Below are 25,225 nucleotides of genomic sequence, written 5' to 3' on the forward strand. Positions count from 1 at the left end.
CGTGTGGCGCCCGACACATAATCTTGGAGAACTCCCATCCCCTCAACGAAGAGGCTTCGATGCAACAACAACCCACAACGCCAGGAATCGAGCAGTCCGTCCACGCGGAAGACGTCGAAGCCTGGCTCCAGCCAATCCCCGAGTCCCAGCGCACACGCAAAGTTTCAGGCCAGTTCTGGATCTGGGCGGGTGCCAACCTCGCACCGATCAACTGGGTATTGGGTGCCCTCGGAATCCACCTGGGGCTGGGTTTCGCGGACACCGTGACCGTCCTGGTGCTGGGCAACCTGATCGGCATGCTGCTCTTCGGTTGCTTCGTCCTCCTCGGCCAGAAGACCGGAGCCACCGGCATGGTCCTGGCCCGCGCGGCGTTCGGCCGACGGGGCAACTACCTCCCGGCAGCCATCCAGGCACTCCTGGTCATCGGCTGGTGCGCGGTGAACACCTGGATCATCCTGGACCTGGTCATGGCGCTCTTCGGAACGCTCGGCTGGGTGGATCCCACAGCCCATAACTACGGCTGGAAGATCGGCGTGGCCACAGCCATCATGGCCGCCCAGGTAGCCATTGCCTGGTTCGGCTACAAGGCAATTGCCGCCTTCGAAAAGTGGACAGTACCGCCCACCATCATCATCCTGGCGGTCATGTCCGCCGTGGCCTGGTTCGGCATGAAGATCGACTGGGGCTACGCCGGCCCGGCAGGCAACATCCTGGAAGGCTCCGAGCGGATCGCCGCCATGAGCGCCGTCATGACCGCCATCGGCATCGGCTGGGGGATCACCTGGTTCACCTACGCCGCGGATTACTCCCGCTTCGTGAGCACCGAAGTGCCCAAAAAGAAGGTCTACCTCGCATCAGTCCTGGGCCAGTTCATTCCCGTCGTCTGGCTGGGCATCCTGGGTGCGAGCCTGGCCACCAACAGCGGCGAAATCGATCCCGGAAAGCTGATCGTCCAGAACTTCGGGGTCCTCGCCCTGCCGGTGCTGCTGATGGTGCTGCACGGCCCCATCGCCACGAACATCCTGAACATCTACACCTTCTCGGTGGCCACCCAGGCGCTGGACATCACTATCAGCCGCCGCAAGCTCAACCTGTTCGTCGGCGTCCTCTCACTCGCCGCCGTCGTCTTCTTCATCTTCCAGGAGGACTTCGCCGCAGTCCTCGACGCGTGGCTCATCGGCCTGGTGGCCTGGGTGGCTGCCTGGGGCGGCGTGATGCTGGTGCACTACTTCTGGATCGACAAGCGCTGGCCCGGCAACCCCGAAAGACTGTTCGACGGCGTCGGCACCAGGCGGCTCCCCGGCGTCAACTGGGCGGGAGTGACGTCCCTCCTGGTAGGCATCTTCGCCACCTGGCTGTTCATGTACGGGCTCGTTCCCGCGATGCAGGGCCCCATGGCCGTGGCCCTGGGCGGCTGGGACCTGTCCTGGCTGGCCGGCGGCCTTGCAAGCGCCGCCAGCTACGCCATCCTGGGCCCGAAGGTGCACCGCAGGTTCCTTGAGCAGGCTCCGTCCACAACTGCCGCCCACCATCTGCCCACCGAACTGACAGGCGCCGCGGCCCAGCCCGGCACGCCCGCAGCCCTCTGAAACGCAGGATCCCACCATGACTGAAGCATTCCCCGACTCCGCCCACCCGATCACCTGGCCCGAGGGCAAGCGTGCCGCAGCATCCTTCACGTTCGATGTCGACGCAGAATCCTGCACCATCTCCCACGATCCCAAGAGCACAAGCCGCATGTCCCTGATGACCCACCAGTCGTACGGACCCAAGGTTGCCGTCCCGCGGCTGCTGCAGATCCTCCAGCGGCAGGACATCCGCGCCACGTTCTTCGTCCCCGGCTTCACGGCCGAGTGCTACCCGGATACCGTCCGGCGGATCGTGGACGCGGGACATGAGGTGGCCCACCATGGCTACCTGCACGAGCCCATGAAGGGCATCAGCGCCGAGGCGGAGGCGCGGTACATCGACCGCGGGCTCGAGGCGCTGGCCAAGGCCGCCGGAGTGGAGCCGGCAGGCTACCGGGCGCCGTGGTGGGAACTGAACTGGCACTCCGCCGGCCTCCTGGCGGACCGCGGGTTCCTCTACGATTCAAGCCTGCTCGACGGCGACGCCCCCTACCGCTTCAGCGTCGCCCCGGGTGACAGCAGGGATATCGTGGAGATTCCCGTCGACTGGGCACTGGACGACTGGGAGCAGTACGCCTTCTACCCGGGCGTGACAGGCAGCGGCGTCATTGAGAGCCCCGCGAAGGTCCTGGAGATGTGGACGCTGGAGGCCGAGGCCCACCACGCGCAGGGCAGCTGCTTTGTCCTCACCAACCATCCCTTCATCTCCGGCCGGCCCTCCAAGGCGGCAGCCCTGGAACGGCTGATCGAACGGGTCAAGGGCCTGGACGGCATGTGGGTGGCCACCATGGAGGAGATCGCCGAGCACACCCGCCGGACAGTCCGGGAGGTCCACACCCACGCCCGGATCGAGGTGCCGGGCTTCCCCGACACCGGCGCCAGGTTCACGCCGTCCGCCGTCCGCGAGTCGTGGCCGGTGGCTGCCGCCGGCTGAAGCCGCACAGAGCCGGACCGCTACGAGGAGTGGCCGCCGCCCGCCAGGGGCAGCGGCCATTCCTCCTGTGCAGGACGGCACTTAAAGGGCGCTGACGTGGGACGACTAAGTGATGGTTGACTCTCCTCCCCGCCAGGCCGAAGCTTTGGGAATGACAAACGAACCCGAAGTGCGGGCCCTCATGGCTGTTGTCGACCGGCTGGCGGAGCGCTTCCCCGAGGAACCGCGCTCCGTCATCGAAAACGTGGTCGCCGAAGAACACCGCGTCCTCGATGACGGCCCTATCCGGGATTACGTGCCGGTCCTCGTGGAACGGGCTGCGAGGCTCCGGCTGACCCAGCATTAGCGGACCTCGCCCCATCGGCACTCCACTCGAGTCGGGAGCAGGTTGAACCGCCCCCGCGGCCGGGAGTCCGTTTCTAGGCCGTCTGCCGGTGATGATCCGTTGACCGCATGCGGACCGCCACCACGACGCCGGACGCCCCCGTGACAGCGCCGACGACCGCGACCGCCGCGGGGATCCCGTAGGCGTCGGCGAGGACGCCGGCAAGGAGGGCTCCGACGGCGAAGCCGCCGTCGCGCCACAGACGGTAGATTCCCACTGAGCGAGCACGCCATTCCGGGTGTGCGACGTCGCTGACGGCGGCGAGCAGGGTCGGGTACACCATGGCCGTTCCGGCCCCGAGGAGAACGACGGCGGCCAGCCAGATCCCGAAGTCCTGGCCGACGGCGATCATCGCCAAGGCGACGGCCTGCAGGAGCATACCGCCGACAATCAGCCATTTCCGGCCGTATTTGTCCGACAGTGCCCCGGTGACGAGCTGGCCTGCGCCCCAGACCGCAGGGTAGACGGCGGCAAGGATGCCGATCTTCTCGATCGTGAGTCCCGCGGCGGCGAACAGGACGGGGAAGAGTCCCCAGGCGAGACCGTCGTTGAGGTTGTTGACCAAGCCGGCCTGGCTGACTGAAGACAGGGATCTGTCCCGGAAGCTGGTCAGGGTGAAGATTTCCCGGTTGCTCAGCCTCCCGTGGGCGCCGGCGTGGGCGGAAACGTGGTTCGCGGCCTCCAGCCGGGCGTGGTCCCGGGTTTCCTTCACAGCAAAGACCGAGAGGCCCAGGCCCAGGGCAATGTAGGCGGCGCCGAGCAGGAACGGACCCGGCCGCAGCCCGTAAGCGGCGGCGATGTACCCGGTGGCCAGGGCGGTGGCGGCCACGCCGAGATAGCCCGCCGCTTCGTTCAAGCCCATGGCAAAGCCGCGCCGGGACGGTCCGACGAGGTCCATTTTCATCACGACGGCGGTGGACCAGGTCAGGCCCTGGCTGACGCCCAGGATCACATTGGCCGCGACGATCCACGCCCAGGAGGTTCCGAATATGAGCATCAGCGGCACCGGCAGCGCGACAAGCCAGCCGGCGACCAGGACCGGTTTGCGGCCGTAGCGGTCCGAGAGGGTGCCGGCGAAGTAGTTGGTGCCGGCCTTGGCCACGCCGAACGCCAGGATGTAGGTGAGCGCGGAGGTATAGAGGTCCAGATGGAAGACCTGCCCTGCCAGCAGCGGAAGCACCGTGCGCTCCTGGCCGAGGGTGCCGCCAACAAGGGCGTTGACGGCGACCAGGAGCATGAACTGGGCCAGGTTCTGCCGCAGGCCAAGCGTGGTCACGTCCCGGATGCCCATGGCGCACGGTCCTTCCGTGCCGGTGGTGAACCGGCAATAGGCTGGCATTCCAAGAAAACGTGGAATAGTATTTGTTCCAGTATTACATGGATCTCTGGAGGACTAAAGTGGGCGACAAGGCAAGGAAATCTGAACTCTTCGAGGAGTTCGCCCGGGTAGGCAAGGCTCTGGCCAACGGCAAGCGGCTGGAACTGCTGGACCTGCTCAGCCAGGGGGAACGGAGCGTGGAAACCCTGGCCGCCGCCGCCGGGCTGGGGTTAAGCACGGCCTCGGCGCACCTCCAAACCCTTCGACAGGCCGGGTTGGTAACCACCCGGCGGGACGGCAACCGAATCCACTACGACCTCGCCGGCCCCGACATCCTGCGGCTCTACAGCCTGCTTCGATCCGTTGCGCAGGAGCACGTGGCCGGCGTCGAACCCAAACGCGTCGCTTATCTGGAACTTGGAGATCGCCGGGGAGATGAGGAGGAAATGAGCCGCGAAGAGCTCCTCGCCCGCGCCCGGGCTGGAACCGCAACGGTCCTCGACGTGCGCCCGAACGAGGAATACAACGCCGCCCATATCCCCGGGGCCATCTCCATCCCGCTGGAGGAGCTCAGCGACCGGCTGTCCGAACTGCCCGGGGACCAAGAGGTCGTGGCCTATTGTCGGGGCGCCTACTGCGTCCTTGCCTACGAAGCCGTGGCCCTGCTGCACGCAGCCGGCCGCCGTGCCCGGCGCCTGCACGAAGGAATGCTTGAATGGCGCATCGGCGGCCTGCCGGTCGAGGCAGGATCGGCCGCCTAGAAAACCGCGCGCGCAGGCGCCTCCCTCGTGACCAAGGACCCTGTTCGCCAGACGCTCCACAGGCAATGGTGAAAGCAAGCAGCAGTCACAACTACAGAAAGGGAGGTCCGGGCATGATGTACGGATGGTACGGCGACGGGGGAATCGGCGGCTGGGTGGCCATGGCGCTAATGATGCTGCTGTTCTGGGGAGGCGTGGTGACGGTGGTCATCCTCCTGATCCGCGGCGGGCAGCCCGGCGCCTGGCGATCCTACGGGCCCCCGCACGACGATCCTGAGCGGATCCTCAACGAACGCTTCGCACGGGGGGAGATTGACGCCACCGAGTTCAATGAACGCCGCGCCGTGCTGAGACGGAAACCGTGAAAACCCGGTCCCTCAGGGGGCAGGTCCTGCTCGGTATCCTCGCGGCCCTTGTCCTGACGGCCGCATCCATGACGGCCATAGTGTTCATGAACGGCGGGGTGGCACCGGGCGGTTACGGATTCCCTGGAACCTCCCGGTGCACTCCGCCCAGCCTCCCGGGCGCGGTCATCCATGTCACGGCATCCGATATGGGAGGCCCCATGATGGGCGGCCGCGGGATGATGCGGCGCAGCATGCAGCTGACCGCCGACCGGTCCACCGTGACGCGCGGCGAGGTGTCCTTCCTGGTCACCAACGCCGGCAATATCCCTCATGAAATGATGATCATCCCGCTGGCGGACACCCAGATCGCCGGAACCCGCCCGGTCGGCCGGGACGGGAAAATCGACGAGGCCGGCAGCCTGGCCGAGGCCGCCGCCACCTGCGCCGAAGGCGAGGGCAACGGAATCCTCCCGTCCGCTGCCGGATGGATCACCCTTGACCTGAAGCCCGGAAGATATGAACTGGTCTGCAATCTGCCGGGCCACTACTGGGCCGGGATGTACACCCAGCTGACCGTCACCTAAACCGGCAAACGGTCCCGCAGATGGCCGCACGTAACGGCGGCTGCGTGCGGTGTCCGGAGCCGGCAGCACCCGGATCGGCGACTATCGCGTGACCTGTAACCGCGTTAAGGAGGTCCTGTGAGCAGCACCGAAGTCGATCACCTCGTCGTCGCCGCGACCAGCCTGGAACAGGGCGTGGCCTGGTGCGAGGCCACGCTCGGCATCACGCCTGGGCCGGGCGGCAAGCACCTGCTGATGGGCACTCACAACCGGGTGTTCAGCATCGCGTCGGCCGCGTTCCCGGGCGCGTACTTCGAGATCATCGCGATCGATCCGGAAGCTCCGCCGCCAGCGCGCCGGCGCTGGTTCGGCCTCGACGATCCGGCACTGCAGCAGCGCATCGGCGATGCACCGCGTCTGGTGCACCTGGTGGCGCGCACCCGCATGCTCGGCCTGCACCGAGAAGGTCTCGTCAACGTCGGGATCGACCCGGGGCAGCCGCTGGCCATGTCTCGCGAGACACTGCAGGGGAGGCTGGCCTGGCAGATCCTGGTGCGCGACGACGGCGCATTGCAGCTCGGCGGCGCGTTGCCGACTCTGATCCAGTGGGACGGCACGCATCCCACCGCGCGCATGGCGACCAGCGGCGTCGCGCTGCGCGAGCTGCAACTGGGCGGCCTGCCGCCGCCGGTGCGCCAGCTGCTGGCGCTGCCGGGCGTGGCATATGCCGCGGCCCCGGCGCTGCGCGCCGTGCTGTCCACGCCGCTGGGCGACGTGACCCTGGACACGGGCTGACCACACCCCGTTACCACCGCAGCCGGGCTGCGGCGGGTCCTCAGCGAGCTCCACTCATCAGGGCTGCGTAGGCAATCCTGCCGGGCCCCGGAAGACGTCCCGCGACGTTTCTTGACGCCGCGCTACGTCCTGTTGAGCGTTCGCGACCTTCCGTGAACGCCCGCTACGGGAATGATTGTGGCGCTGCCGGGTGCTCCGTAATCTCGTCTCAGCATCCGCCCCAGCAAAGGAATTCCCAGTGTCAGACCCCTCGAACAAGAGCCCCCGGAGCCAGCCAGGTTCCACCCGCATCGTGGCCGGACAGTCCGCCGCTCCCAAGCGTTCCCTCGGCCAGAAGATCGGGATCGGCGCTGCGCTCCTCGCCCTGGTGGGCGGAGGTGCCGCCGTCGCCGCGGCGGTGAACAGCGGCGGCACTCCCGCTGCCGTGCAGGAAACCGCCCCCTCCGGCAACCCCGCTGCCGAACTAAAGCTTGGCTACTTCGGCAACGTCACCCACGCCCCCGCCCTGGTGGGCGTCAGCCAGGGCTACATTGCCGGCGAACTGGGCGACACCAAGCTCAGCACCCAGGTGTTCAACGCCGGGCCGGCAGCCATCGAGGCCCTGAACGCCGGCGCCATCGACGCCACCTACATCGGCCCCAACCCCGCCATCAACTCGTACGTCAAGAGCGGCGGCGAGTCGATCAACATCATCGCCGGCGCTGCCGCCGGCGGCGCCCAGCTGGTGGTCAAGCCGGAGATCAACTCCGCGGCGGACCTCAAAGGCAAGACCCTCGCCTCCCCGCAGCTCGGCGGCACCCAGGACGTTGCCCTCCGCGCCTGGCTGGCCTCCCAGGGCTACAAGACGAACGTGGACGGCAGCGGCGACGTCGCCATCAACCCCACCGAGAACGCCCAGACCCTGAAACTGTTCCAGGACGGAAAGCTCGACGGCGCGTGGCTGCCTGAGCCCTGGGCCTCCCGCCTGGTGCTGACCGCCGGCGCGAAGGTCCTGGTGGACGAGAAGGACCTCTGGGACGGCTCGCTGTCCGGCAAGCCGGGCGAGTTCCCCACCACCATCCTGATCGTGAACCAGAAGTTTGCCGCAGACCACCCGGACACCGTGAAGGCTCTCCTGAAGGGCCATGTGAAGTCGGTCGAGTGGCTGAACGGGGCAGCCGACGGCGAGAAGGCCAGTGTCATCAACGCCGCACTCAGGGAAGCCGCCGGCGCCGAGCTGAAGGCCGACGTGATCGACCGGTCGCTGAAGAACATCGTGTTCACCGTGGATCCGCTGGCCGGAACCTACCAGAAGCTCCTGGCCGACGGCGTGACCGCCGGAACCACCAAGCAGGCGGACATCAACGGCATCTTCGACCTGCGGGCGCTCAACAGCGTGTCCGGCGAGAAGACCTCGGCCGCGGGGCTCGGCAAGGACTAGGTCCCCAGCCAACACGCTCGCTCACTTAATGCGCCATCCTGGCCAGCGCTCTCTCACTTTCCTTTAGAAAGTGAGAGAGCGCTGGCCGTTTAAGCGCATTAAGTGAGAGAGCGTCGCAGTCTGCAGGTATCAGTTAGGGATACTTGATCGGAGCAACCGATGATCCGGCCTAATCCTCCGCAGGCACCCCGTTCAGCTCAGCCCGGGTCGGCGGGTTTGCGCCTGGCCGGGACACCGTGACAGCGGCGGCCTTCGCTGCATGGGCCAGGAGTTCCTCCAGCCCCTCCGCCGGGAGTTCGCGCAGGTCCTTCCGGTTCTGGGCTCCGTCCAGGCCGCGGTCCACCAGGCCGGACAGGAGCGCGGCCATGAAGGAATCGCCCGCGCCCACGGTATCCGCCACCACAACCTTGGGAGCCGGCACCTGAGCCTCGCCCGCCCGGCACACCCCCCAGGGCCCTTCGGCGCCGCGCGTAACCACCACCATCGCCGGCCCCTCCTCCCCGCCAAGGGCCAGCCACTTGCGCGCCGATTCCAGCACATCCTGCCCTGGGTAGAGCCAGGCCAGGTCCTCATCCGAGGCCTTCACCACGTCGGCGAGGGACACGAACTTTTCCGCGTGGCGGCGGGCATAGTCAACATCGCTGATGATGCTGGGCCGGCAGTTGGGGTCGTAGCTGATGGTGGCGTGCGGGTGGGCGAATTCGACGGCGGCGAGCACCTCGGTGGCGCCCGGCGCCAGCATTGTTGCTATGGATCCCGTGTGCAGCAGGGTGGTTCCCTGCAGCATGAACGCGAGCCGGTCGGCGATGCCGGGGAGCTGCCAGGTGAGGTCGAACGTGTAGGTGGCGGCGCCGTCGTCGTCAATCAGTGCGGTGGCCACGCTGGTGGGCAGGTCATCCGGGCCCATGGGAAGCATCACGGAGCTGGCGCGCAGGTGCGCCGCGACGGAGTCACCGTAGGCGTCCCGGCCGTACCGCCCGATGAACTGCACCGGGTGGTCGAGGCGGGCCAGGCCCACTGCGACATTCAGGGGGCTGCCGCCTACGTGGGCTTCGATTCCGGAGGCGCGCTGGACAACGTCAACGAGGCCTTCGCCAATAACTGTGAGCATGCTCATACTCTGCCAGAGGAGAGGCCGGCCGGCACGTTGCTAAGCCCGATGACGCTCAGCCCAGTGCAGCAGCTCCCCCACCAGCTCCCGGCACTTCGCGTACGCCTCCGTTGATGGATCGATCAGCGCGAAGTGGTCCCCCGGCACCATGACCAGCCGCGCGGGAGCCGGCCCGGACCTGGCCGCCTCCACATAGGACGCTGACATGCCCAGCGGCACGTCGGCGTCGTCCGTTGCATGCACGGCATAGACGGGGACGCTCAGCGGCAACGCGGCCATCGGGTCCGCGTACCTGTGCCGGCCGGGGAAGTCCGACGACGGCCCGCCCAGCAGGTTGGCCACGGCACCATCGCTGAGGTTCAGTTCCTCCGCTGCCGCGAGGTTGAGCACGCCGGACTGGCTGACCACGCCGGCGAGGCGGACGCCGTCGGGGCTGGCGCCGGCCTCGCGGTGCTCGGCCTCCAGCCCCAGGCGGCCCAGGCGGTCCCGGCCCGCCGCCCACACTGCGAGATGCCCGCCGGCGGAATGGCCCAGCGCCACCACCTTGCCCAAATCCAGGGCGTGGGGCCCTGCGAGCTCCTGGAGTTTGTCGATGCCTGCAAGGATGTCCGAGAAGGTTTGCGGCCAGCCCCCGCCGTTGCCCGCCCGGCGATACTCGAGGTTCCACGCGGCGAACCCGTGCCCGGCAAGGTCCGCGGCCAGGGGCTCCCCCAGTTCGGCACCGTACTTTGACCGCCAGTAGCCGCCGTGGATCACCACCACCACGCCGCGGTGGGGCGCCCCTTTTGGCATTTCGGGAAGGAACAATTCGCCCCACTGGCTGGGGTCATCGCCGTAGTGATACCTATGCCGCTTTGCCATCTGCCGAGCGTACCGCGCAGTGCATTGCCGGGCCTCACCACAGGCCGTTGCCGGGCGGGCAGCACAGTGCCATTCTGGGTGGACCTTACCCCGCGCCACCGACCGAAAGGATGGGAAAATGCCGCTCTATCTGTCAAGGTTCAGCTACACGCCGGAGACCTGGGGCCGGTTGATCAACAACCCGGAAGACCGGCGGAAAGCTGCCCAGGCGTACATCGAATCGGTGGGCGGAAAGCTCCATGGGTTCTGGTACGCCTTCGGCAGCCACGATGGCTACAACCTTTGGGAGGCGCCGGACAACGTGTCCATGGCGGCGGTGGCCCTGGCCATCAGCGGGGGCGGCGCCCTGAGTTCATTCGAAACCACGGTACTGATGAGCGTCGAGGAGACCATCGAAGCCCTGCAGAAGGCGGCCGAGATAAAATACCAGCCTCCGGGCGACTGAGGAGCTCGCCCGGCACGCCTCCCCTTCATCGAGTGCTCCGTACCGGCCCTTTTGGCGCGTGAAAACGGCAGGTACGGAGCAGTCGATGGAATCGCAAGCCGGCGCCGGGCAACGCGGTGAAGGAGCGACGGCGGTGCGCGGATCACGGCCGGGCCTCCGCCGTAAGCTGGAACCATGCCGAGTCATTGGGACAGCCTGGATGCGAGCCTCCGCGAATCCGTGGAGCAGAACGTGGAGATCTATGAGCGGGTCCGCCCTGCCCTGAAGCTGGTCACCCGGGACGTCCTGCTGACCCTTCGGGACATGCTGAAGGACTCCGAGGTCACGCCGCTGTTCGTCACGGGCCGCACCAAGACCGTGGAATCGTTCAAGGAGAAGATCTCCCGGATCGAGCAACCCCTGGAGCCTGGCGCGCCCCCTGTCCTCAAGTTCCCTGACCCGTTCCGGACCCTGAATGACATGGTGGGCATCCGGGTGATCACCAAGCTGCCCGCAGAGAATGCCCTGGTGGCCAACATCATCAAACACCAGCGGCAGCTCTTCGATTGCCGCGGGGACCGGGAAAAGGACATCGGCTCCATCGAATCGGGCACCTACGGGTACTCCAGCAGGCACCTGATCCTGCGCACCATCCAGAACGAGGCCGTCAAGGAGTACCAGTCGGTCTTCAACCCGGATGCCGTGCCCAACGGCAGCTACTTCTTCGAATGCCAGATCCGCACCATTTTCGCCCACGCGTGGAGCGAGATCGAGCATGATATCCGTTTCAAGGCCGAGGACCCCCGGGCCTGGACACCCCACTTCGACCGGCAGTTCACCGCCACGGCCGCCATGCTGGAAACAGTGGAGACCGCCTTCGCCGACCTGCACGAGCGCTACGAGGAAGTCCGCGGTTTCTGGGACGCCGACGGCGAAGGTGCTGCTCCGCTGACGCCCAACCGGATCCGCGACGTCTGGCGCACCCTGCTCCCCCACGTTGACCGCAAAGTGGACGATGACTGGGGCTGGGCGGCGGAACTCCTCGCAGCCCATGGCCTGAACCAGACCATGCAGCTGGCCGGGCTGCTCAGCGCCAACCGGATCACCGAGGTCCGCAAGGCACTGGACCACCGCTACTCCCCCGGTCCCGACCGGCTGCTCGACGACCTGCTGCTATGGCAGTACGGCACCAGGCACATCGACCTCACGGCAGAGGCGGCCGAGACCGTCCCGCACCCCCGGCGCGACAGCCTGATGCGGCGCCTGAGGCAGATCGAGCGCTACCGGCTCACCAAGAAGTAGGGCTCGCCCCCTGCCTGTCGCGCAGACCCGGGACTAACGCGGCTTCAGCTCCGCGGTCGATTCCCGGACCACCAGGTGCGTCGCCAGCTCCACGCGCTGGGAGTCGAGCGCTTCACCGTGCAACTGCCGGAGCACGGCCCGAAGCGCAGTGCGGCCCATCTCCTGCAGCGGCTGTGACACGGAGGTGAGGGGCGGGATGGACTCCTCCGCCTGGTACGTTCCGTCGAACCCCACAAGGCTAAGGTCTTCCGGGATCCGGAGGCCGTTCTTGCGCGCTTCACTGAGAACCCCGAGCGCAATACTGTCGCTGGCGGCGAAAATCGCCGTAGGGGGTTCGACGAGGTCCAGTAGCTTCTTAAGTCCCAGCACTCCGTGCTCGGCGCGGAAGCGTCCGGGGATAACGTAGGCAGGGTTCACTGCTACGCCCTTCGCCATCAACGCGGCCATGTAGCCGTGCAGCCGCGCCTGGTTGCATTCGGCCGTCTCAGGGCCGCCAAGGTACGCGATCCGTGAATGCCCAAGCTGGAGCAGGTGCTCCGTGGCAGCCTTGCCGCCGGCCCAGTTCGTCGCACCGACGCTCACCACATCCGCCGGCGGAGGGTTCAGCGGGTCGATGACGGCCACCGGAATCTTCCGGCGCCGGAACGCGTGCAGCTGGGCGGCGCTAAAAGCCGAGGTCACCACGATCATGCCGCTGCGGCCCGCTTCCACCATGCGCTGCGCCCGCCGTTCCGGGCTCAGGGTGGCGCCACCCAGGTGGCTGGTCACGCTGATCATGATCTCCACGTCGCTGGCCCCCGCATATTCCAGCACCCCGTTGAGGATCTCGACTGCATAGGCGGAGGTCAGCGCGTCAAAAATGACTTCGACGACGGTCTGTCCCGGCAGTGCCGTCCGGCGCTGCAGGGGCGACTGGTACCCCAGTTCCTCCAGCGCGGCGAGCACCCTGGCGCGAGTGGCTGACGAAACGTCCTCGCGCCCGTTGACAACCTTGGAAACTGTGGGCGCCGAGACTCCTGCCCGCAGCGCAACAGCTGCCAGGGTGGTCTTTTCCGGCTGGGCGGTGGTGGCCAACGTCATTCCCGTCTTTCGAAACATTTCGAGAAGTCCATCATGCCCTTGCTAGTAGAGCGCGTCAACAGACAGCGGCACTCGTCGTGCGGTGTGAGCTCGCTCTCGAAGAAAAATCCCTTGACTGTGACGGCGCTCACCGCTAGGTTTACCTCACTGACCGCAACTTTTCGAAATATTTCGAAAGACTGCCGCGGTCAACTACTGAACGAATGCGGACGTGCCGCCTCGAAGCCGAGGCGTAAAAGTCCACTTACACACGCTACCGGGTCCCAGCGTTGAGCCCGGAGGATGAACGGATGCGAAATGAAGATTCGAAAGTTGCGCTCGGCACTCTTGGCAGTTTCCGCCGCTGGTATGGCGATCAGCCTGGCCGCCTGCGGTTCAGCAGGTCCTGCCGGCACCAATGTGAGCAGTGACTCGGCGACGATGTGGGGCCTCACAGGAGGCAACCAGCCCGTCCTGCAGAAGTCAGTGGACGAATGGAACAAGGCGAACCCGGAGAAGTCGATCAAGCTGGACTTCTTCGCCAATGATGCCTACAAGACAAAGGTCCGGACCGCCGTCGGGGCCGGCGAAGGCCCCACGTTCATCTACGGCTGGGGCGGCGGGGTGCTGAAGTCGTACGTGGATGCAGGGCAGGTGGCTGACCTTTCCGGTTTCATCAAGGAAAACCCCGACGTCAAGGACCGCTACCTTCCGTCCGTCCTGAAGAACGGCGAGGTGGACGGCAAGACCTACGCCCTGCCGAACAACAACGTCCAGCCCGTAGTCCTCTACTACAACAAGGAAGTCTTCGAGAAGGTCGGCGCCCAGCCACCCAAGACCTGGGACGAGCTGATGGCCCTCGTGCCGAAGTTCAAGGACGCAGGCATCGCCCCCTTCTCGCTGGGAGGCCAGTCGAAGTGGCCGGACCTGATGTGGCTCGAGTACCTCGTGGAACGCATCGGCGGACCGGAAGTCTTCGAGAACATCGCAGCGAACAAGCCCGGCGCCTGGTCCGACCCAGCCGTGGTCGAGTCGCTTACCAAAATCCAGGAACTGGTTGACGCCGGCGGGTTCATCAACGGCTTCTCCTCCATTGCCGCCGACAGCAATGCCGACCAGGCCCTGATGTACACCGGCAAGGCCGCCATGATCCTGCAGGGCGGCTGGATCTACCAGGGCATGAAGAAGGACGCCGCCGACTTCGTCAAGAGCGGCAAGCTCGGCTACACCACCTTCCCGACGGTTACGGGCGGCAAGGGCGATCCTGCAAACGTTGTGGGCAACCCCTCCAACTTCTGGTCCATCTCCTCCAAGGCCACGGACGCCCAGAAGCAGGCTGCCCTGGACTACGTCAAGAACGGCATGTTCACCGACTCCAACACCGACGCCCTGATCAGCTCGGGCGCCGTACCGGTGGTGCAGGGCATCGAGTCCAAGCTCGCGGCCTCCCCGGACAAGGACTTCCTGACTTTCGTGTACGGCATGGCAAAGAACGCCCCCAGCTTCACACTCTCCTGGGACCAGGCACTCAGCCCGGCGCAGGGCGACGCGATGCTGTCCAACCTGGACCAGATCTTCCTGAAGAAGATCAGCCCGGAACAGTTCGTCACCACCATGAACGCCACGATCGGAAAGTAAAAGACCGTGACATCCCTTAGCTCTGCAAACCGGGGGGTCCGCGACGCGGGCCCCTCGGGGTGGCTCGCAGCACCGGCCCTGGTCTTCTTCCTGGCCTTCGCCGTCATCCCGCTCCTGGGCGTGGTCTTCCTCAGCTTCACCAGCTGGAACGGCCTGGGCGAGATCAAGCTCGAGGGCCTGTCCAGTTGGACCACGGTCCTGACGGATCCGGTCACGGGCAACGCACTGGTGGTGACAGCCAAGATCATGTTCTTCTCGTTCATCGTCCAGGCGCCGGTCAGCCTGCTGCTTGGCGTGTTCACGGCCGGGGGACAGAAATACCGCGCTGCCCTGGCCGTCCTGTACTTCCTGCCGCTGCTGCTCTCCTCGGCAGCCGTTGCCATTGCCTTCAAGGCCCTGCTGGATCCCAACTTCGGTCTGGGACCCGGGTTCAACCTGCCCGTCCTCACCCAGGACTGGCTCGGCAACTCGGACCTGGTGCTGTTTGTGGTGGTCTTCGTGATCGCCTGGCAGTTCGTCCCCTTCCACACCCTGATCTACCAGGGCGGCGTGCGCCAAGTCCCAACATCCCTGTATGAAGCCGCGGAAATCGACGGTGCGGGACGTCTTCGCCAGTTCTGGAACATCACGCTGCCACAGCTGAAGTACACAATCATCACCTCATCCACGCTGATGGTGGTGGGCAGCCTCGCCTACTTTGACCTCATCTTCGTGCTGACCGGCGGCGGACCCGGCTACAGCACCCGGCTGCTGCCGCTGCACATGTACCTGACCGGATTCAAAGCCAATGACATGGGCGCCGCGAGCGCCCTCGGCGTCATCCTCATCGTCATCGGCCTGGGACTGGCGCTCCTGCTGCAGCGACTGGGCGGCAAAAACCGCAATGCAAGCCAATTGGAAGGTGCCTGATGGCCTCCACGACCCAACTCCCCGTTCCTCCCTCCCCGACAGCCGGCACCATTGCAGCAAAGCCGGCTCCCCGGACCAAGGGGCCCGGGCGGCAGCGCCCCAACCTCCTCGGAGGGCTGGGCGGCTGGTTATGGCTGGCGATCATCATCGTCCCGATCTACTACGTGGTGATCACCAGCTTCAAGAACCAGGCCGGGTTCTTCACCTCCAACCCGATGCTTCCGGCAACGGAACCAACCCTGGACAACTACAGGCTGGTCCTGGAGAACAACTTCGTCCAGTACTTCACGAACAGCCTCATCGTCACCCTCGGCACAGTGTTTCCGGCCCTGCTCGTGTCCTTCATGGCCGCCTACGCAATCGTCCGCGGCAGGAGCCGGTTCCTGAGCCTGACGAACAACCTCTTCCTGCTTGGCCTCGCCATTCCCCTGCACGCCACCATCATCCCCATCTACTGGATGATCACCAGGGCGCACCTGTATGACACGCTGCTGGCCCTGATCCTCCCGTCCGTCGCCTTCGCCATTCCCGTCAGCGTCCTCATCCTGTCCAACTTCCTGCGGGACGTGCCCAACGAACTGTTCGAGTCCATGCGGCTGGACGGCTGCTCGGACTGGGCCATGATGTGGCGGCTCGCCCTCCCCATGACCAAGCCGGCCGTCATCACCGTGGGCATCTACAACGCCCTCCACGTCTGGAACGGGTTCCTCTTCCCGCTGATCCTGACCCAGAGCCCGTCCACCAGGGTCCTGCCGCTCTCACTCTGGACGTTCCAGGGCGAGTTCAGCGTCAACATTCCCGCCGTCCTCGCTTCGGTTGTCCTGGCGACCCTCCCCCTCCTGGTGATTTACGTCGTCGCCCGCCGGCAGCTGCTCAGCGGCCTGACCGCCGGCTTCAGCAAATAGAAAGGACTTCCGATGACACAACCCAAGCCCCTTCGCGTCGGCATGGTGGGGTACGCCTTCATGGGTGCAGCCCACTCCCACGCCTGGCGCACCGCTCCCCGGTTTTTCGACCTGCCGCTGCAGCCCCGGCTCACCGCCGTCGCCGGCCGGAACGCCGACGGCGTGCGGGCCGCAGCGGACAAGCTTGGCTGGGACTCGGTGGAGACGGACTGGCGCCGCCTGATCGAACGCGACGACATCGACCTGATCGACATCTGCACCCCCGGCGACACACACGCCGAGATCGCCACCGCCGCCCTTGAGGCCGGCAAGCACGTGCTGTGCGAGAAGCCGCTGGCCAACTCCGTGGAGGAGGCCGAGCGGATGACCCTCGCCGCGGAGACCGCCGCCAAGCAGGGAGTCATGTCCATGTGCGGCTTCAGCTACCGCCGCACCCCTGCCCTGGCGCTGGCCAAACGGTTCGTGGAGCAGGGCAGGCTGGGCGAGATCCGCCACGTCCGGGCCCAGTACCTGCAGGACTGGCTCTCCGACGCCAATGCCCCCATGACCTGGCGGCTGGACAAGAGCAAGTCCGGATCAGGATCCCTCGGCGACATCGGGGCGCACAGCATCGATGCGGCCCAGTGGGTCACCGGACAGCACATCACCGGCGTTTCGGCGCTGCTCGAAACGTTCGTTCCCGAGCGCCCGCTGGCCGGCGACCTCGTGGGCCTGGGCGGCCACGGCGACCTCAGCGGCGACGCGCCCCGCGGGAAGGTCACCGTGGATGATGCGGCCATCTTCAGCGCAAAGTTCGACGGCGGCGCCTCCGCAGGTGCCATAGGGGTCTTCGAGGCGACGCGGTACGCGCTGGGCCGGAAGAACGCCATGCGTTTGGAACTGAACGGCACCAAAGGCTCCGTTGCCTTCGATTTCGAGGACATGAATGTCCTGTCCTTCTACGACGCGGCCGAGTCCCCGGACGCCGGCTTCCGGAAAATCTTCGTCACCGAACCCGAGCACCCGTACGTCGGCAACTGGTGGCCCACCGGCCACGGCCTGGGCTACGAGCACGGCTTCACCCACCAGGTGGTGGACCTCGTCACCGCCATCGGTGAAGGCCGCCAGCCCGAACCGTCCTTTGCCGATGCCCTGCAGGTCCAGCGGGTCCTCGCGGCCGTGGAGTCCAGCGCCGCGAACTCCAGCCAGTGGCAAAAAGTCTGAGCATCGCCGCAAGCGACAGTACAACCAAGGAACCCTGATGACACGACCAATCACACTGTTTACCGGCCAGTGGGCCGACCTGCCCTTCGAGGAGGTGGCCCGGCTGGCCGGCGAGTGGGGCTTCGACGGGCTGGAGATCGCCTGCTGGGGCGACCACCTGGACCCCCGCCGGGCGGCTGAGGACGACAACTACCTCCAGGGCCGGCTGGACATCCTCGAGAAGAACAACCTGCAGGTCTTCGCCATCGCCAACCATCTCACCGGACAGGCCGTGTGCGACGACCCCATCGACGAGCGCCACCAGGGCATCCTGTCCGCTGGGATCTGGGGCGACGGCGACCCCGAAGGTGTCCGGCGCCGGGCCGCGGAGTCCATGAAGGACACCGCACGGGCCGCCGCGCGCCTGGGCGTCAAGACGGTAACGGGCTTTACCGGATCGTCCATCTGGAAGGCGGTGGCCATGTTCCCGCCCGCCTCCGAGGCAATGATCGACGCCGGCTACCAGGACTTCGCGGACCGCTGGAACCCCATCCTGGATGTCTTCGACGAGGTGGGCGTCCGTTTCGCGCTGGAGGTCCACCCGTCCGAAATTGCCTACGACTACTGGACCGCCAAGCGCACCCTGGAGGCGATCGGGCACCGCAAGGGCTTCGGCCTGAACTTCGACCCGTCCCACTTCATCTGGCAGGACCTGGATCCGGTGATGTTCCTGCAGGACTTCGCGGACCACATCCTCCATGTGCACGTCAAGGAATCGGTCCGCCAGCTCGATGGCCGCAACGGGCGCCTAGGCTCCCACCTGGCATGGGCGGACCCCCGCCGGGGCTGGGACTTCGTCACCGCCGGGCACGGTGACGTCCAGTGGAACCGGATCTTCCGTACCCTGAACGCCATCGGCTATGACGGCCCCACCAGCATCGAGTGGGAGGACGCCGGCATGGACCGGCTCGTCGGCGCACCGCAGGCGCTGGCCATGGTCAAGGAACTCGCCCGCATCGCCCCGCCGGCAGCCGCTTTCGACGCCGCCTTCGCCAGCCGCTGACCCATTTTTCGCCGGCCCTCCGGGGCCGGAAGCCAAACAAAAGGAAACCCCGACATGACAGATCGCAAGAACGCCCTGGTGGTCCGCGGCGGCTGGGACGGCCACCAGCCGTACGAGGCCACCGAGCTCTTCATCCCCTACCTCAAGGACAACGGCTACGACGTCCGCGTGGAGGAATCCCCCAAGGTGTACGCCGATGCCGAGTACATGGCAGGGGTGGATCTGATCCTGCAGTGCATGACCATGACCACCATCGAAAAGGACGAGTTCGCCGGGCTGCGGACCGCCGTCGAAAACGGCACGGGCCTGGCCGGCTGGCACGGCGGCATCGCCGATTCCTACCGCAACAACTCGGACTACCTGCACCTGATCGGAGGGCAGTTCGCCTGCCATCCCGGCAAACACCCGGACGAATGCGTCGGCGAGCAGTCGGACAACTACGTCCCCTACACGGTCAACATGCTCCCAGCCGCCGCGGAACACCCGATCACCAAAGGCATCTCCGACTTCGACCTGGTCACCGAGCAGTACTGGGTGCTCTCCGACGACTACATCGACGTCCTGGCCACCACCACCCAGAAGGTCCGGGAGTGGGACCCCTGGAACCGCGAAGTCACCTCCCCCGCCATCTGGACCCGCCAGTGGGGCAAAGGCCGCATCTTTGTCGCCACCCCCGGCCACCGGGTCGAAATCCTCCAGGACGCCAACGTCCGCACCATCATCGAAAGGGGCCTGCTGTGGGCAAGCCGTTGAAAGTCGGAATCATTGGCTGCGGAGCCATCATCGCGCAGTACCTCACCAACTTCCGCAAACTCGGCCAGATCGACCTGGTGGCCGTGGCGGACCTGGACCCCGCACGCGCCCAGGCCGTGGCGGAGCAGTACGAGGGTGTCCGCGCCATCTCCGTGGACGAGCTCCTCGCTGCGGACGACGTCGAACTGGTCCTGAACCTGACCATCCCCGCCGCGCACGCGGAGGTGGCGCTGAAGGCCATCGCGGCCGGAAAGAGCGTCTACGGCGAGAAGCCCCTCGCCGCCACCACTGCGGAGGCGCGCCAGGTGCTGGACGCGGCGCGCGAGGCGGGCGTCGCCGTCGGCTGTGCTCCTGACACCGTGCTGGGCACCGGCATCCAGACCGCCCGCAAGGCGATCGACGACGGGCTGATCGGCGCGCCGATTTCCGCCAGCGCCACCATGGTGACCCCAGGCCACGAGCGCTGGCACCCCAACCCGGACTTCTACTACCAGCCCGGCGGCGGCCCGCTGCTGGACATGGGCCCCTACTACGTCACCGCCCTGGTCACCCTCCTGGGTCCCGTGGTCTCGGTCATCGGCGCGGCGAGCCACACGCGCAACGAACGCATCATCGGTTCGGGACCGCGCCAGGGCGAAAAGGTCCCCGTCAACATCGATTCCCATGTCACCGGTGTCCTGGTGCACGCCTCCGGCGCGCTGTCCACGCTCTTCATGAGTTTTGACGCCGTCAAGTCCAAGTCCCCGAACATCGAGATCCACGGGGAGCGCGGATCGCTGGTGGTGCCGGACCCGAACCACTTCGACGGCGACGTCCAGCTGTTTTCCCTCGGGGCAGAGGACTGGGAGACCCTTCCCGTGTCCGCCGGCTACGTCGATTCCGGCAGAGGCTTCGGCATTGCCGACCTCGCCTCCACCCCTGAAGGCTCCGAGCCACGCGCGGGCGGGGCCATGGCCTACCACGCCCTCGATGTCATGGAATCCGTGCTCGAGTCAGCGCACAGCGGCACGGCAGTACGCATCAACAGCACGGTTGAGCGGCCGGCAAGCGTGGAACTGGCCGTCCTGGCCACTGACGTGGACATCCTCCAGGCCCAGGAAGCTGCTCCCTAGGCCTTTCCGTTGTTCATCGGGCGGCGAGTGTCGTGCGGTCAGCGAAGGGGGCGGTGCCCGTCGTCGTCGCCGTGGACGGAGCCGGTAAGAACCTCAACAACAGCGAGCTGGCCGGTGGTGTCCGGGACGCCGGGGAATTGGACCTGCGGAGCGTCTTCGGGCGTCACCGGCGGCCGGTCCGCCTGGCGCATGCGCAGAAGCGCAATGGCGGAAATGAGGAACCAGGCCACGTTCGTGACCACGGATGGCCATGCTTCGTGGACGGATCCGTTGATGATGAAGGCCACGGCACCCAGGAGATTCGCCGTCTGGAAACCCCTGCCGGCCTTCATCCAGCCCATGGAAACGGCAAGGTAGGCACTGAGGATGGCAACCGCACCGGCCCAGCCGGCAATTTCCCACAGCAGTTCCATGGAGACCTCTCAAGGGCGGTGCCCGGCAGGCAGAGGCCGGGCAAGGTTGTTGACGGGGTTTTCGGGGTGTCTTTTGCCGGAGGCCACTGCTGGCTGGATCAGGCGTTGCCGGACAAACCGTTTACTCGAGCCCGCAAGCGGGCGAGGACCTCATTTGTTGGTCGGCGGGATAATCATACTCTGCGGAGGGGGCGTGCTTTTATCGCCCGAAGCCCGGTTTTTCGCGCTCTGGACAACTCCCCCGCCGCGTAGCACCATCTGAAAGGTGACCACCAGCCCCCTCTCCGATGCCCGCCTGCGCGAACTCAGGGACCTCCGCCGCGTCAAGGACCGGATCGACCGGGAGTATGCGCAGCCGCTGGACGTCGAATCCCTGGCCCGCGGGGTCCACATGTCGGCCGGGCACCTGAGCCGCAGGTTCAAGCTCGCCTATCAGGAAAGCCCCTACAGCTACCTGATGACCCGGCGCATTGAACGGGCCATGGCGCTCCTTCGCCGTGGCGACGTTTCCGTCACGGAGGCGTGCTTCGCCGTCGGCTGTTCCTCGCTGGGGACGTTCAGCACGCGGTTCACGGAACTCGTGGGAATGCCGCCCAGCGTGTACAAACAGGAAGCGGCGATGTCGACGGCGGGCATCCCCGCGTGCGTGGCGAAACAGGTCACCAAACCGGTCAGGAATCGAGAAGCGTCCGCGCCGGAGCCGCAACTAGCATGGCTGCCATGAACAACATCAGCATTTCCTCTAGCTTCCTTCCGCACACCGATCCGGACGCCTCGCTGGCGTTCTACCGCGACGCCCTGGGCTTCGAGGTCCGCAACGACGTTGGGCGCGGCACCATGCGCTGGATCACCGTGGGACCCGCCGGCCAGCCGGACGTGTCCATCGTCCTGCACCCGCCGGCCGTGGACCCCGGCATCACCGATGACGAGCGCCGGACCATCGCGGAGATGATGGCCAAGGGCACCTACGCCACCGTCATCCTGTCCGCGCCGAACGTGGACGAAGCCTTCGCAAAAGTGGAGGCGACCGGGGCGGACGTGGTCCAGGAGCCGGTGGACCAGCCGTACGGAATCCGCGACTGCGCGTTCCGCGACCCGGCCGGAAACACCGTCCGCATCACCCAGCAGCAGTAAGCCGCAGCGAGCCCAGGGAGACGCATGAGCACCGACACCGGGACCCATACCCAAGCCCATACCGAAAGAAATGGCGTGCACATCGCGGACACCCACGGCCTCATCCGCGTGCAGGGCGCGCGGGAAAACAACCTCAAGGACATCAGCGTCGAGCTGCCCAAGCGCCGGCTGACCGTGTTCACCGGTGTCTCCGGTTCCGGCAAGAGCTCGCTGGTGTTCGCCACCATCGCCGCAGAGTCGCAGCGCCTGATCAACGAAACCTACAGCGCGTTCGTCCAGGGCTTCATGCCTTCGCTGGCCCGGCCCGAGGTGGACTTCCTGGAAGGGCTCACGACGGCGATCATCGTGGACCAGGAGCGGATGGGCGCCAACCCTCGCTCCACAGTGGGGACGGCCACGGACGCCCATGCAATGCTCCGCATCCTTTTCAGCCGGCTCGGCTCCCCGTACGTCGGCCCGCCCACCGCCTATTCCTTCAACGTGCCCACGCGCAAGGCCAGCGGCGTGATGTCCACGGAGAAGGGCGGGCGGGTGGAAAAGGCCGTGGTCCAGCAGGCCGTCTACCTCGGCGGCATGTGCCCGCGGTGCGAGGGGATGGGCAACGTCAGCGACATTGACCGGACAGCGCTGTACGACGACGAAAAGTCCCTGAGCGAGGGCGCCCTGCTTGTTCCGGGCTACTCCATGGACGGCTGGTACGGGCGCCTGTTCGAGGGCATGGCGCTGCCCATGGACAAACCGATTTCCAAGTTCACCAAGAAGCAGCTGGACACGATGCTCTACGCGGAGCCCACCAAGATCAAGGTGGAGGGCGTCAACCTGACCTTCGAGGGGATCATCCCCAAGATCCAGAAGTCCATGCTGTCCAAGGACCCGGAGGCGATGCAGCCGCACGTGCGCCGGTTCGTGGAACGCGCGGTGACCTTCCAGACCTGCCCGGAGTGCAAGGGGACCCGGCTGACCCGGCAGGCGCTGTCCTCGAAGATCAACGGCAAGAACATTGCCGAGCTGTGCCAGATGCAGATCAGCGACCTGGCCGGGTGGATCCGGGACCTGAAGGACCCCTCCGTGGCTCCCCTGCTCAAGGGCCTCCAGCACCTGCTCGACTCCTTTTCCGACATCGGCCTGGGCTACCTCAGCCTGGACCGGCCCGCCGGCACCCTCTCCGGCGGTGAGGCCCAGCGCACCAAGATGATCCGGCACCTGGGCTCTTCGCTCACGGACGTCACGTACGTCTTCGATGAGCCCTCCATCGGCCTCCATCCCCACGACATCGAGCGCATGAACCAGCTGCTGCTCCAGCTGCGGGACAAAGGCAACACCGTCCTGGTGGTGGAGCACAAGCCGGAAATGATCACCATCGCGGACCACGTCGTCGACCTCGGTCCCGGCGCCGGCACCCAAGGCGGCGAGGTCTGTTACGAGGGCAGCGTGGAGGGCCTGCGGTCCAGCGACACCATTACCGGCCGGCACCTCGGGGACCGCGCGTCCTTGAAGGACGCCGTCCGGAAGGCTTCGGGGGCGCTGGAGGTCCGCGGCGCGTCCACGCACAACCTGCAGGCGGTCGACGTCGACATCCCCCTGGGCGTCCTGACGGTAGTTACGGGCGTGGCCGGCTCGGGCAAGAGTTCGCTGATCCACGGCTCAGTGGCCAAGCGCGAGGGCGTGGTGGTCATCGACCAGGGTGCCATCCGCGGCTCCCGGCGCAGCAACCCCGCCACCTACACCGGCATGCTGGAGCCCATCCGCAAGGCGTTCGCGAAGGCCAACGGCGTGAAGCCCGCGCTGTTCAGCTCCAACTCCGAGGGCGCGTGCCCCACCTGCAACGGCGCCGGCGTTATCTTCACCGAGCTGGGGGTCATGGCCACGGTCGAGTCACCGTGCGAGGACTGCGAAGGCCGCCGGTTCCAGGCTTCCGTCCTTGAATACACCCTCGGCGGCCGGAACATTGCCGACGTGCTGGCCATGTCCGTGACGGAGGCCGCCGCCTTCTTCGCGGAGGGCGAGGCCAAAACGCCGGCGGCCCGGACCATCCTGGACCGGCTCGACGACGTGGGGCTGGGCTACCTCAGCCTCGGCCAGCCGCTCACCACCCTTTCCGGCGGCGAGCGCCAGCGGCTCAAGCTCGCCACGCAGATGGCGGAGAAAGGCGACGTCTACGTGCTGGACGAGCCCACCACCGGCCTGCACCTCGCCGACGTGGAGAACCTGCTGGGCCTGCTGGACCGGCTGGTGGACTCCGGCAAGTCCGTGATTGTCATCGAGCACCACCAGGCGGTGATGGCGCACGCCGACTGGCTCATCGACCTGGGTCCGGGAGCAGGGCACGACGGCGGCCGGATCGTTTTCGAGGGCACGCCGGCTGGGCTGGTGGCCGACGCCTCGACGCTCACCGGCAAGCATTTGGCCGCTTACGTTGGTTCGCAGGTGGCATGACGGAGACCTACCGGTACGACGTCCAGATCCTGCACCTGCTGGTGTCACCGGGGCACGCCTACTTCGGACGGGCCCGGGACGGCGCCGCGGAGGTGCCGACGTTCGACGCCCAGGCCGCCGAAGTGGTGGCGGGCAAGGGCATCGCGGGCGACCGGTTCTTCGGAAAAGCCGCCCACATGGACGCCGCAGTGACGCTGTTCGCCGTCGAGGCCCTGGAAGCCATGGCCGCGGAACTTGGGGCCGGACCGTTTGATCCCCTGGCCACCCGCCGGAACGTGATCCTCCGCGGAGCGCACCTCGCTCCGCTGCTGGGGCAGGACTTCACCCTGGAGCCCGGCGGTTCCCGGGTTGGGCTCCACGGCGGGCGTCCCGCACACCCCTGCGCCTGGATGAACGAGGTGCTGGCGCCGGGAGGCCATGCCGCCATGCGAGGCAGGGGCGGGATCCGTTGCCGCGCCCTGTCGAGTGGCACCCTGTACCGGGGCCCGGCGGTCCTGGTCAGCCCCGTTCCGCTGGACCCCGGGCAGGCTGGCGTGCCGAGCCTGCTGCGGCCCGGCCGGCTGCCGTAGCTGGACTTCCGACGGCGTCACACACGGCACGCTTTTGGCCCACCACGGCCTCGGGGCCGCGGAAACCCGCGCCGCCGCCCCCGCCTTTTCCCCAAAAGCGTGTTTTGCGTGACGCCCTGACAGGTGGCCAGCGCAGCACATCTGATTGCACAACGGGTCCTGGCAGGGCACCCCTTGCCCGCAGCAACCGTCATAGCCTTGGA

26 protein-coding genes are annotated in these 25,225 nt (G+C 66.7%); 21 read left to right on the plus strand and 5 right to left on the minus strand.

Annotated elements, in window-relative coordinates; all coding sequences use genetic code 11:
- Window positions 1-59 precede the first annotated feature (59 nt).
- The 3 genes from U7114_RS15935 to U7114_RS15945 all read left to right on the plus strand — a co-directional run bounded on the left by U7114_RS15935 (window position 60) and on the right by U7114_RS15945 (window position 2,908).
- A complete protein-coding gene (locus tag U7114_RS15935; RefSeq protein ID WP_323057912.1) occupies window positions 60-1,589 on the plus strand; it encodes a cytosine permease in 1,530 nt (509 codons plus the stop codon).
- Window positions 1,590-1,605: 16 nt separating this feature from the next.
- Window positions 1,606-2,562, plus strand: a complete 957-nt coding sequence (locus tag U7114_RS15940; RefSeq protein WP_157239912.1) for a polysaccharide deacetylase family protein — start codon at window positions 1,606-1,608, stop codon at window positions 2,560-2,562.
- A 151-nt stretch (window positions 2,563-2,713) separates the two neighbouring features.
- Window positions 2,714-2,908: a three-helix bundle dimerization domain-containing protein gene (locus U7114_RS15945; RefSeq protein WP_157239914.1), complete on the plus strand. Its 195-nt coding sequence runs from the start codon at window positions 2,714-2,716 to the stop codon at window positions 2,906-2,908.
- A gap of 73 nt (window positions 2,909-2,981) precedes the next feature.
- Here U7114_RS15945 and U7114_RS15950 read toward each other — a convergent pair whose 3' ends face one another.
- Entirely contained in the window at window positions 2,982-4,238 is a 1,257-nt protein-coding gene (locus U7114_RS15950) for an MFS transporter (RefSeq protein WP_321214987.1), read from the minus strand.
- A gap of 107 nt (window positions 4,239-4,345) precedes the next feature.
- Here U7114_RS15950 and U7114_RS15955 point away from each other — a divergent pair, with 107 nt between their 5' ends.
- The 5 genes from U7114_RS15955 (at window position 4,346) to U7114_RS15975 (ending at window position 8,151) form a co-directional block, all read left to right on the plus strand.
- On the plus strand, window positions 4,346-5,026 hold the full coding sequence (locus U7114_RS15955; RefSeq protein WP_323057913.1) for an ArsR/SmtB family transcription factor: 681 nt from the start codon (window positions 4,346-4,348) through the stop codon (window positions 5,024-5,026).
- A 113-nt stretch (window positions 5,027-5,139) separates the two neighbouring features.
- Window positions 5,140-5,391: an SHOCT domain-containing protein gene (locus tag U7114_RS15960; RefSeq protein WP_157239918.1), complete on the plus strand. Its 252-nt coding sequence runs from the start codon at window positions 5,140-5,142 to the stop codon at window positions 5,389-5,391.
- Window positions 5,388-5,957 (plus strand): sulfocyanin-like copper-binding protein, encoded by a 570-nt coding sequence (locus U7114_RS15965; protein WP_323057914.1) that lies wholly within the window; start codon window positions 5,388-5,390, stop codon window positions 5,955-5,957. Before U7114_RS15960 ends, U7114_RS15965 begins: the two co-directional genes overlap by 4 nt.
- Before the next feature lie 117 nt (window positions 5,958-6,074).
- Window positions 6,075-6,731, plus strand: coding sequence for a VOC family protein (locus U7114_RS15970; protein ID WP_323057915.1), 657 nt, complete (start codon window positions 6,075-6,077; stop codon window positions 6,729-6,731).
- A 238-nt stretch (window positions 6,732-6,969) separates the two neighbouring features.
- Window positions 6,970-8,151 (plus strand): ABC transporter substrate-binding protein, encoded by a 1,182-nt coding sequence (locus tag U7114_RS15975; RefSeq protein WP_323057916.1) that lies wholly within the window; start codon window positions 6,970-6,972, stop codon window positions 8,149-8,151.
- Window positions 8,152-8,320: 169 nt separating this feature from the next.
- Here U7114_RS15975 and U7114_RS15980 read toward each other — a convergent pair whose 3' ends face one another.
- Window positions 8,321-9,262 carry a carbohydrate kinase family protein gene (locus U7114_RS15980; protein ID WP_157239921.1) on the minus strand — a complete coding sequence of 314 codons (942 nt, stop codon included), beginning with the start codon at window positions 9,260-9,262 and terminating at the stop codon, window positions 8,321-8,323.
- A gap of 39 nt (window positions 9,263-9,301) precedes the next feature.
- Complete coding sequence (locus U7114_RS15985) at window positions 9,302-10,123, minus strand: alpha/beta hydrolase (protein ID WP_323057917.1); 822 nt, start codon at window positions 10,121-10,123, stop codon at window positions 9,302-9,304.
- Between the two features lie 118 nt (window positions 10,124-10,241).
- On the opposite strand from U7114_RS15985, the gene U7114_RS15990 reads away from it, so the two are divergent.
- Both U7114_RS15990 and U7114_RS15995 read left to right on the plus strand, forming a co-directional pair.
- Window positions 10,242-10,568: a GYD domain-containing protein gene (locus tag U7114_RS15990; protein WP_323057918.1), complete on the plus strand. Its 327-nt coding sequence runs from the start codon at window positions 10,242-10,244 to the stop codon at window positions 10,566-10,568.
- A 174-nt stretch (window positions 10,569-10,742) separates the two neighbouring features.
- The gene (locus tag U7114_RS15995; protein ID WP_323057919.1) at window positions 10,743-11,849 is read left to right on the plus strand and encodes a RelA/SpoT domain-containing protein; all 1,107 of its coding nucleotides are present in this window, start codon (window positions 10,743-10,745) and stop codon (window positions 11,847-11,849) included.
- A 33-nt stretch (window positions 11,850-11,882) separates the two neighbouring features.
- Here the strand turns inward: U7114_RS15995 and U7114_RS16000 are convergent, their stop codons facing one another.
- Window positions 11,883-12,929, minus strand: a complete 1,047-nt coding sequence (locus U7114_RS16000) for a LacI family DNA-binding transcriptional regulator (RefSeq protein ID WP_323057920.1) — start codon at window positions 12,927-12,929, stop codon at window positions 11,883-11,885.
- A 297-nt stretch (window positions 12,930-13,226) separates the two neighbouring features.
- Here U7114_RS16000 and U7114_RS16005 point away from each other — a divergent pair, with 297 nt between their 5' ends.
- The 7 genes from U7114_RS16005 to U7114_RS16035 are packed head-to-tail and all read left to right on the plus strand — an operon-like array spanning window position 13,227 to window position 20,470.
- The gene (locus U7114_RS16005) at window positions 13,227-14,546 is read left to right on the plus strand and encodes an extracellular solute-binding protein (protein WP_321214979.1); all 1,320 of its coding nucleotides are present in this window, start codon (window positions 13,227-13,229) and stop codon (window positions 14,544-14,546) included.
- A gap of 6 nt (window positions 14,547-14,552) precedes the next feature.
- On the plus strand, window positions 14,553-15,455 hold the full coding sequence (locus U7114_RS16010) for a sugar ABC transporter permease (protein WP_321214978.1): 903 nt from the start codon (window positions 14,553-14,555) through the stop codon (window positions 15,453-15,455).
- Window positions 15,455-16,360, plus strand: a complete 906-nt coding sequence (locus U7114_RS16015) for a carbohydrate ABC transporter permease (RefSeq protein WP_321214977.1) — start codon at window positions 15,455-15,457, stop codon at window positions 16,358-16,360. The genes U7114_RS16010 and U7114_RS16015 overlap by 1 nt, the downstream gene beginning before the upstream one ends.
- A 12-nt stretch (window positions 16,361-16,372) precedes the next feature.
- A complete protein-coding gene (locus U7114_RS16020; protein ID WP_323057921.1) occupies window positions 16,373-17,563 on the plus strand; it encodes a Gfo/Idh/MocA family oxidoreductase in 1,191 nt (396 codons plus the stop codon).
- A gap of 37 nt (window positions 17,564-17,600) precedes the next feature.
- Window positions 17,601-18,605, plus strand: coding sequence for a sugar phosphate isomerase/epimerase family protein (locus U7114_RS16025; protein WP_157239936.1), 1,005 nt, complete (start codon window positions 17,601-17,603; stop codon window positions 18,603-18,605).
- 54 nt (window positions 18,606-18,659) lie between these two features.
- Window positions 18,660-19,358 carry a ThuA domain-containing protein gene (locus tag U7114_RS16030; RefSeq protein ID WP_323057922.1) on the plus strand — a complete coding sequence of 233 codons (699 nt, stop codon included), beginning with the start codon at window positions 18,660-18,662 and terminating at the stop codon, window positions 19,356-19,358.
- Window positions 19,343-20,470, plus strand: a complete 1,128-nt coding sequence (locus U7114_RS16035) for a Gfo/Idh/MocA family oxidoreductase (RefSeq protein ID WP_323057923.1) — start codon at window positions 19,343-19,345, stop codon at window positions 20,468-20,470. The genes U7114_RS16030 and U7114_RS16035 overlap by 16 nt, the downstream gene beginning before the upstream one ends.
- Window positions 20,471-20,508: 38 nt before the next feature.
- Here U7114_RS16035 and U7114_RS16040 read toward each other — a convergent pair whose 3' ends face one another.
- Window positions 20,509-20,883, minus strand: coding sequence for a CBU_0592 family membrane protein (locus tag U7114_RS16040; protein WP_157239939.1), 375 nt, complete (start codon window positions 20,881-20,883; stop codon window positions 20,509-20,511).
- Window positions 20,884-21,148: 265 nt separating this feature from the next.
- On the opposite strand from U7114_RS16040, the gene U7114_RS16045 reads away from it, so the two are divergent.
- From U7114_RS16045 to U7114_RS16060, 4 genes are read left to right on the plus strand one after another with little or no spacing between them, the layout of a single operon-like run.
- Window positions 21,149-21,607 carry a helix-turn-helix transcriptional regulator gene (locus tag U7114_RS16045; protein ID WP_323057924.1) on the plus strand — a complete coding sequence of 153 codons (459 nt, stop codon included), beginning with the start codon at window positions 21,149-21,151 and terminating at the stop codon, window positions 21,605-21,607.
- Window positions 21,595-22,017 (plus strand): VOC family protein, encoded by a 423-nt coding sequence (locus U7114_RS16050; RefSeq protein ID WP_323057925.1) that lies wholly within the window; start codon window positions 21,595-21,597, stop codon window positions 22,015-22,017. Before U7114_RS16045 ends, U7114_RS16050 begins: the two co-directional genes overlap by 13 nt.
- Before the next feature lie 24 nt (window positions 22,018-22,041).
- Window positions 22,042-24,453, plus strand: a complete 2,412-nt coding sequence (locus U7114_RS16055) for an excinuclease ABC subunit UvrA (RefSeq protein WP_323057926.1) — start codon at window positions 22,042-22,044, stop codon at window positions 24,451-24,453.
- A complete protein-coding gene (locus tag U7114_RS16060; RefSeq protein ID WP_323057927.1) occupies window positions 24,450-25,022 on the plus strand; it encodes an MOSC domain-containing protein in 573 nt (190 codons plus the stop codon). Before U7114_RS16055 ends, U7114_RS16060 begins: the two co-directional genes overlap by 4 nt.
- The last annotated feature ends 203 nt before the right edge of the window (window positions 25,023-25,225 follow it).

It is taken from the genome of Pseudarthrobacter sp. C1 (assembly GCF_034720455.1).
Taxonomy (GTDB): domain Bacteria; phylum Actinomycetota; class Actinomycetes; order Actinomycetales; family Micrococcaceae; genus Arthrobacter.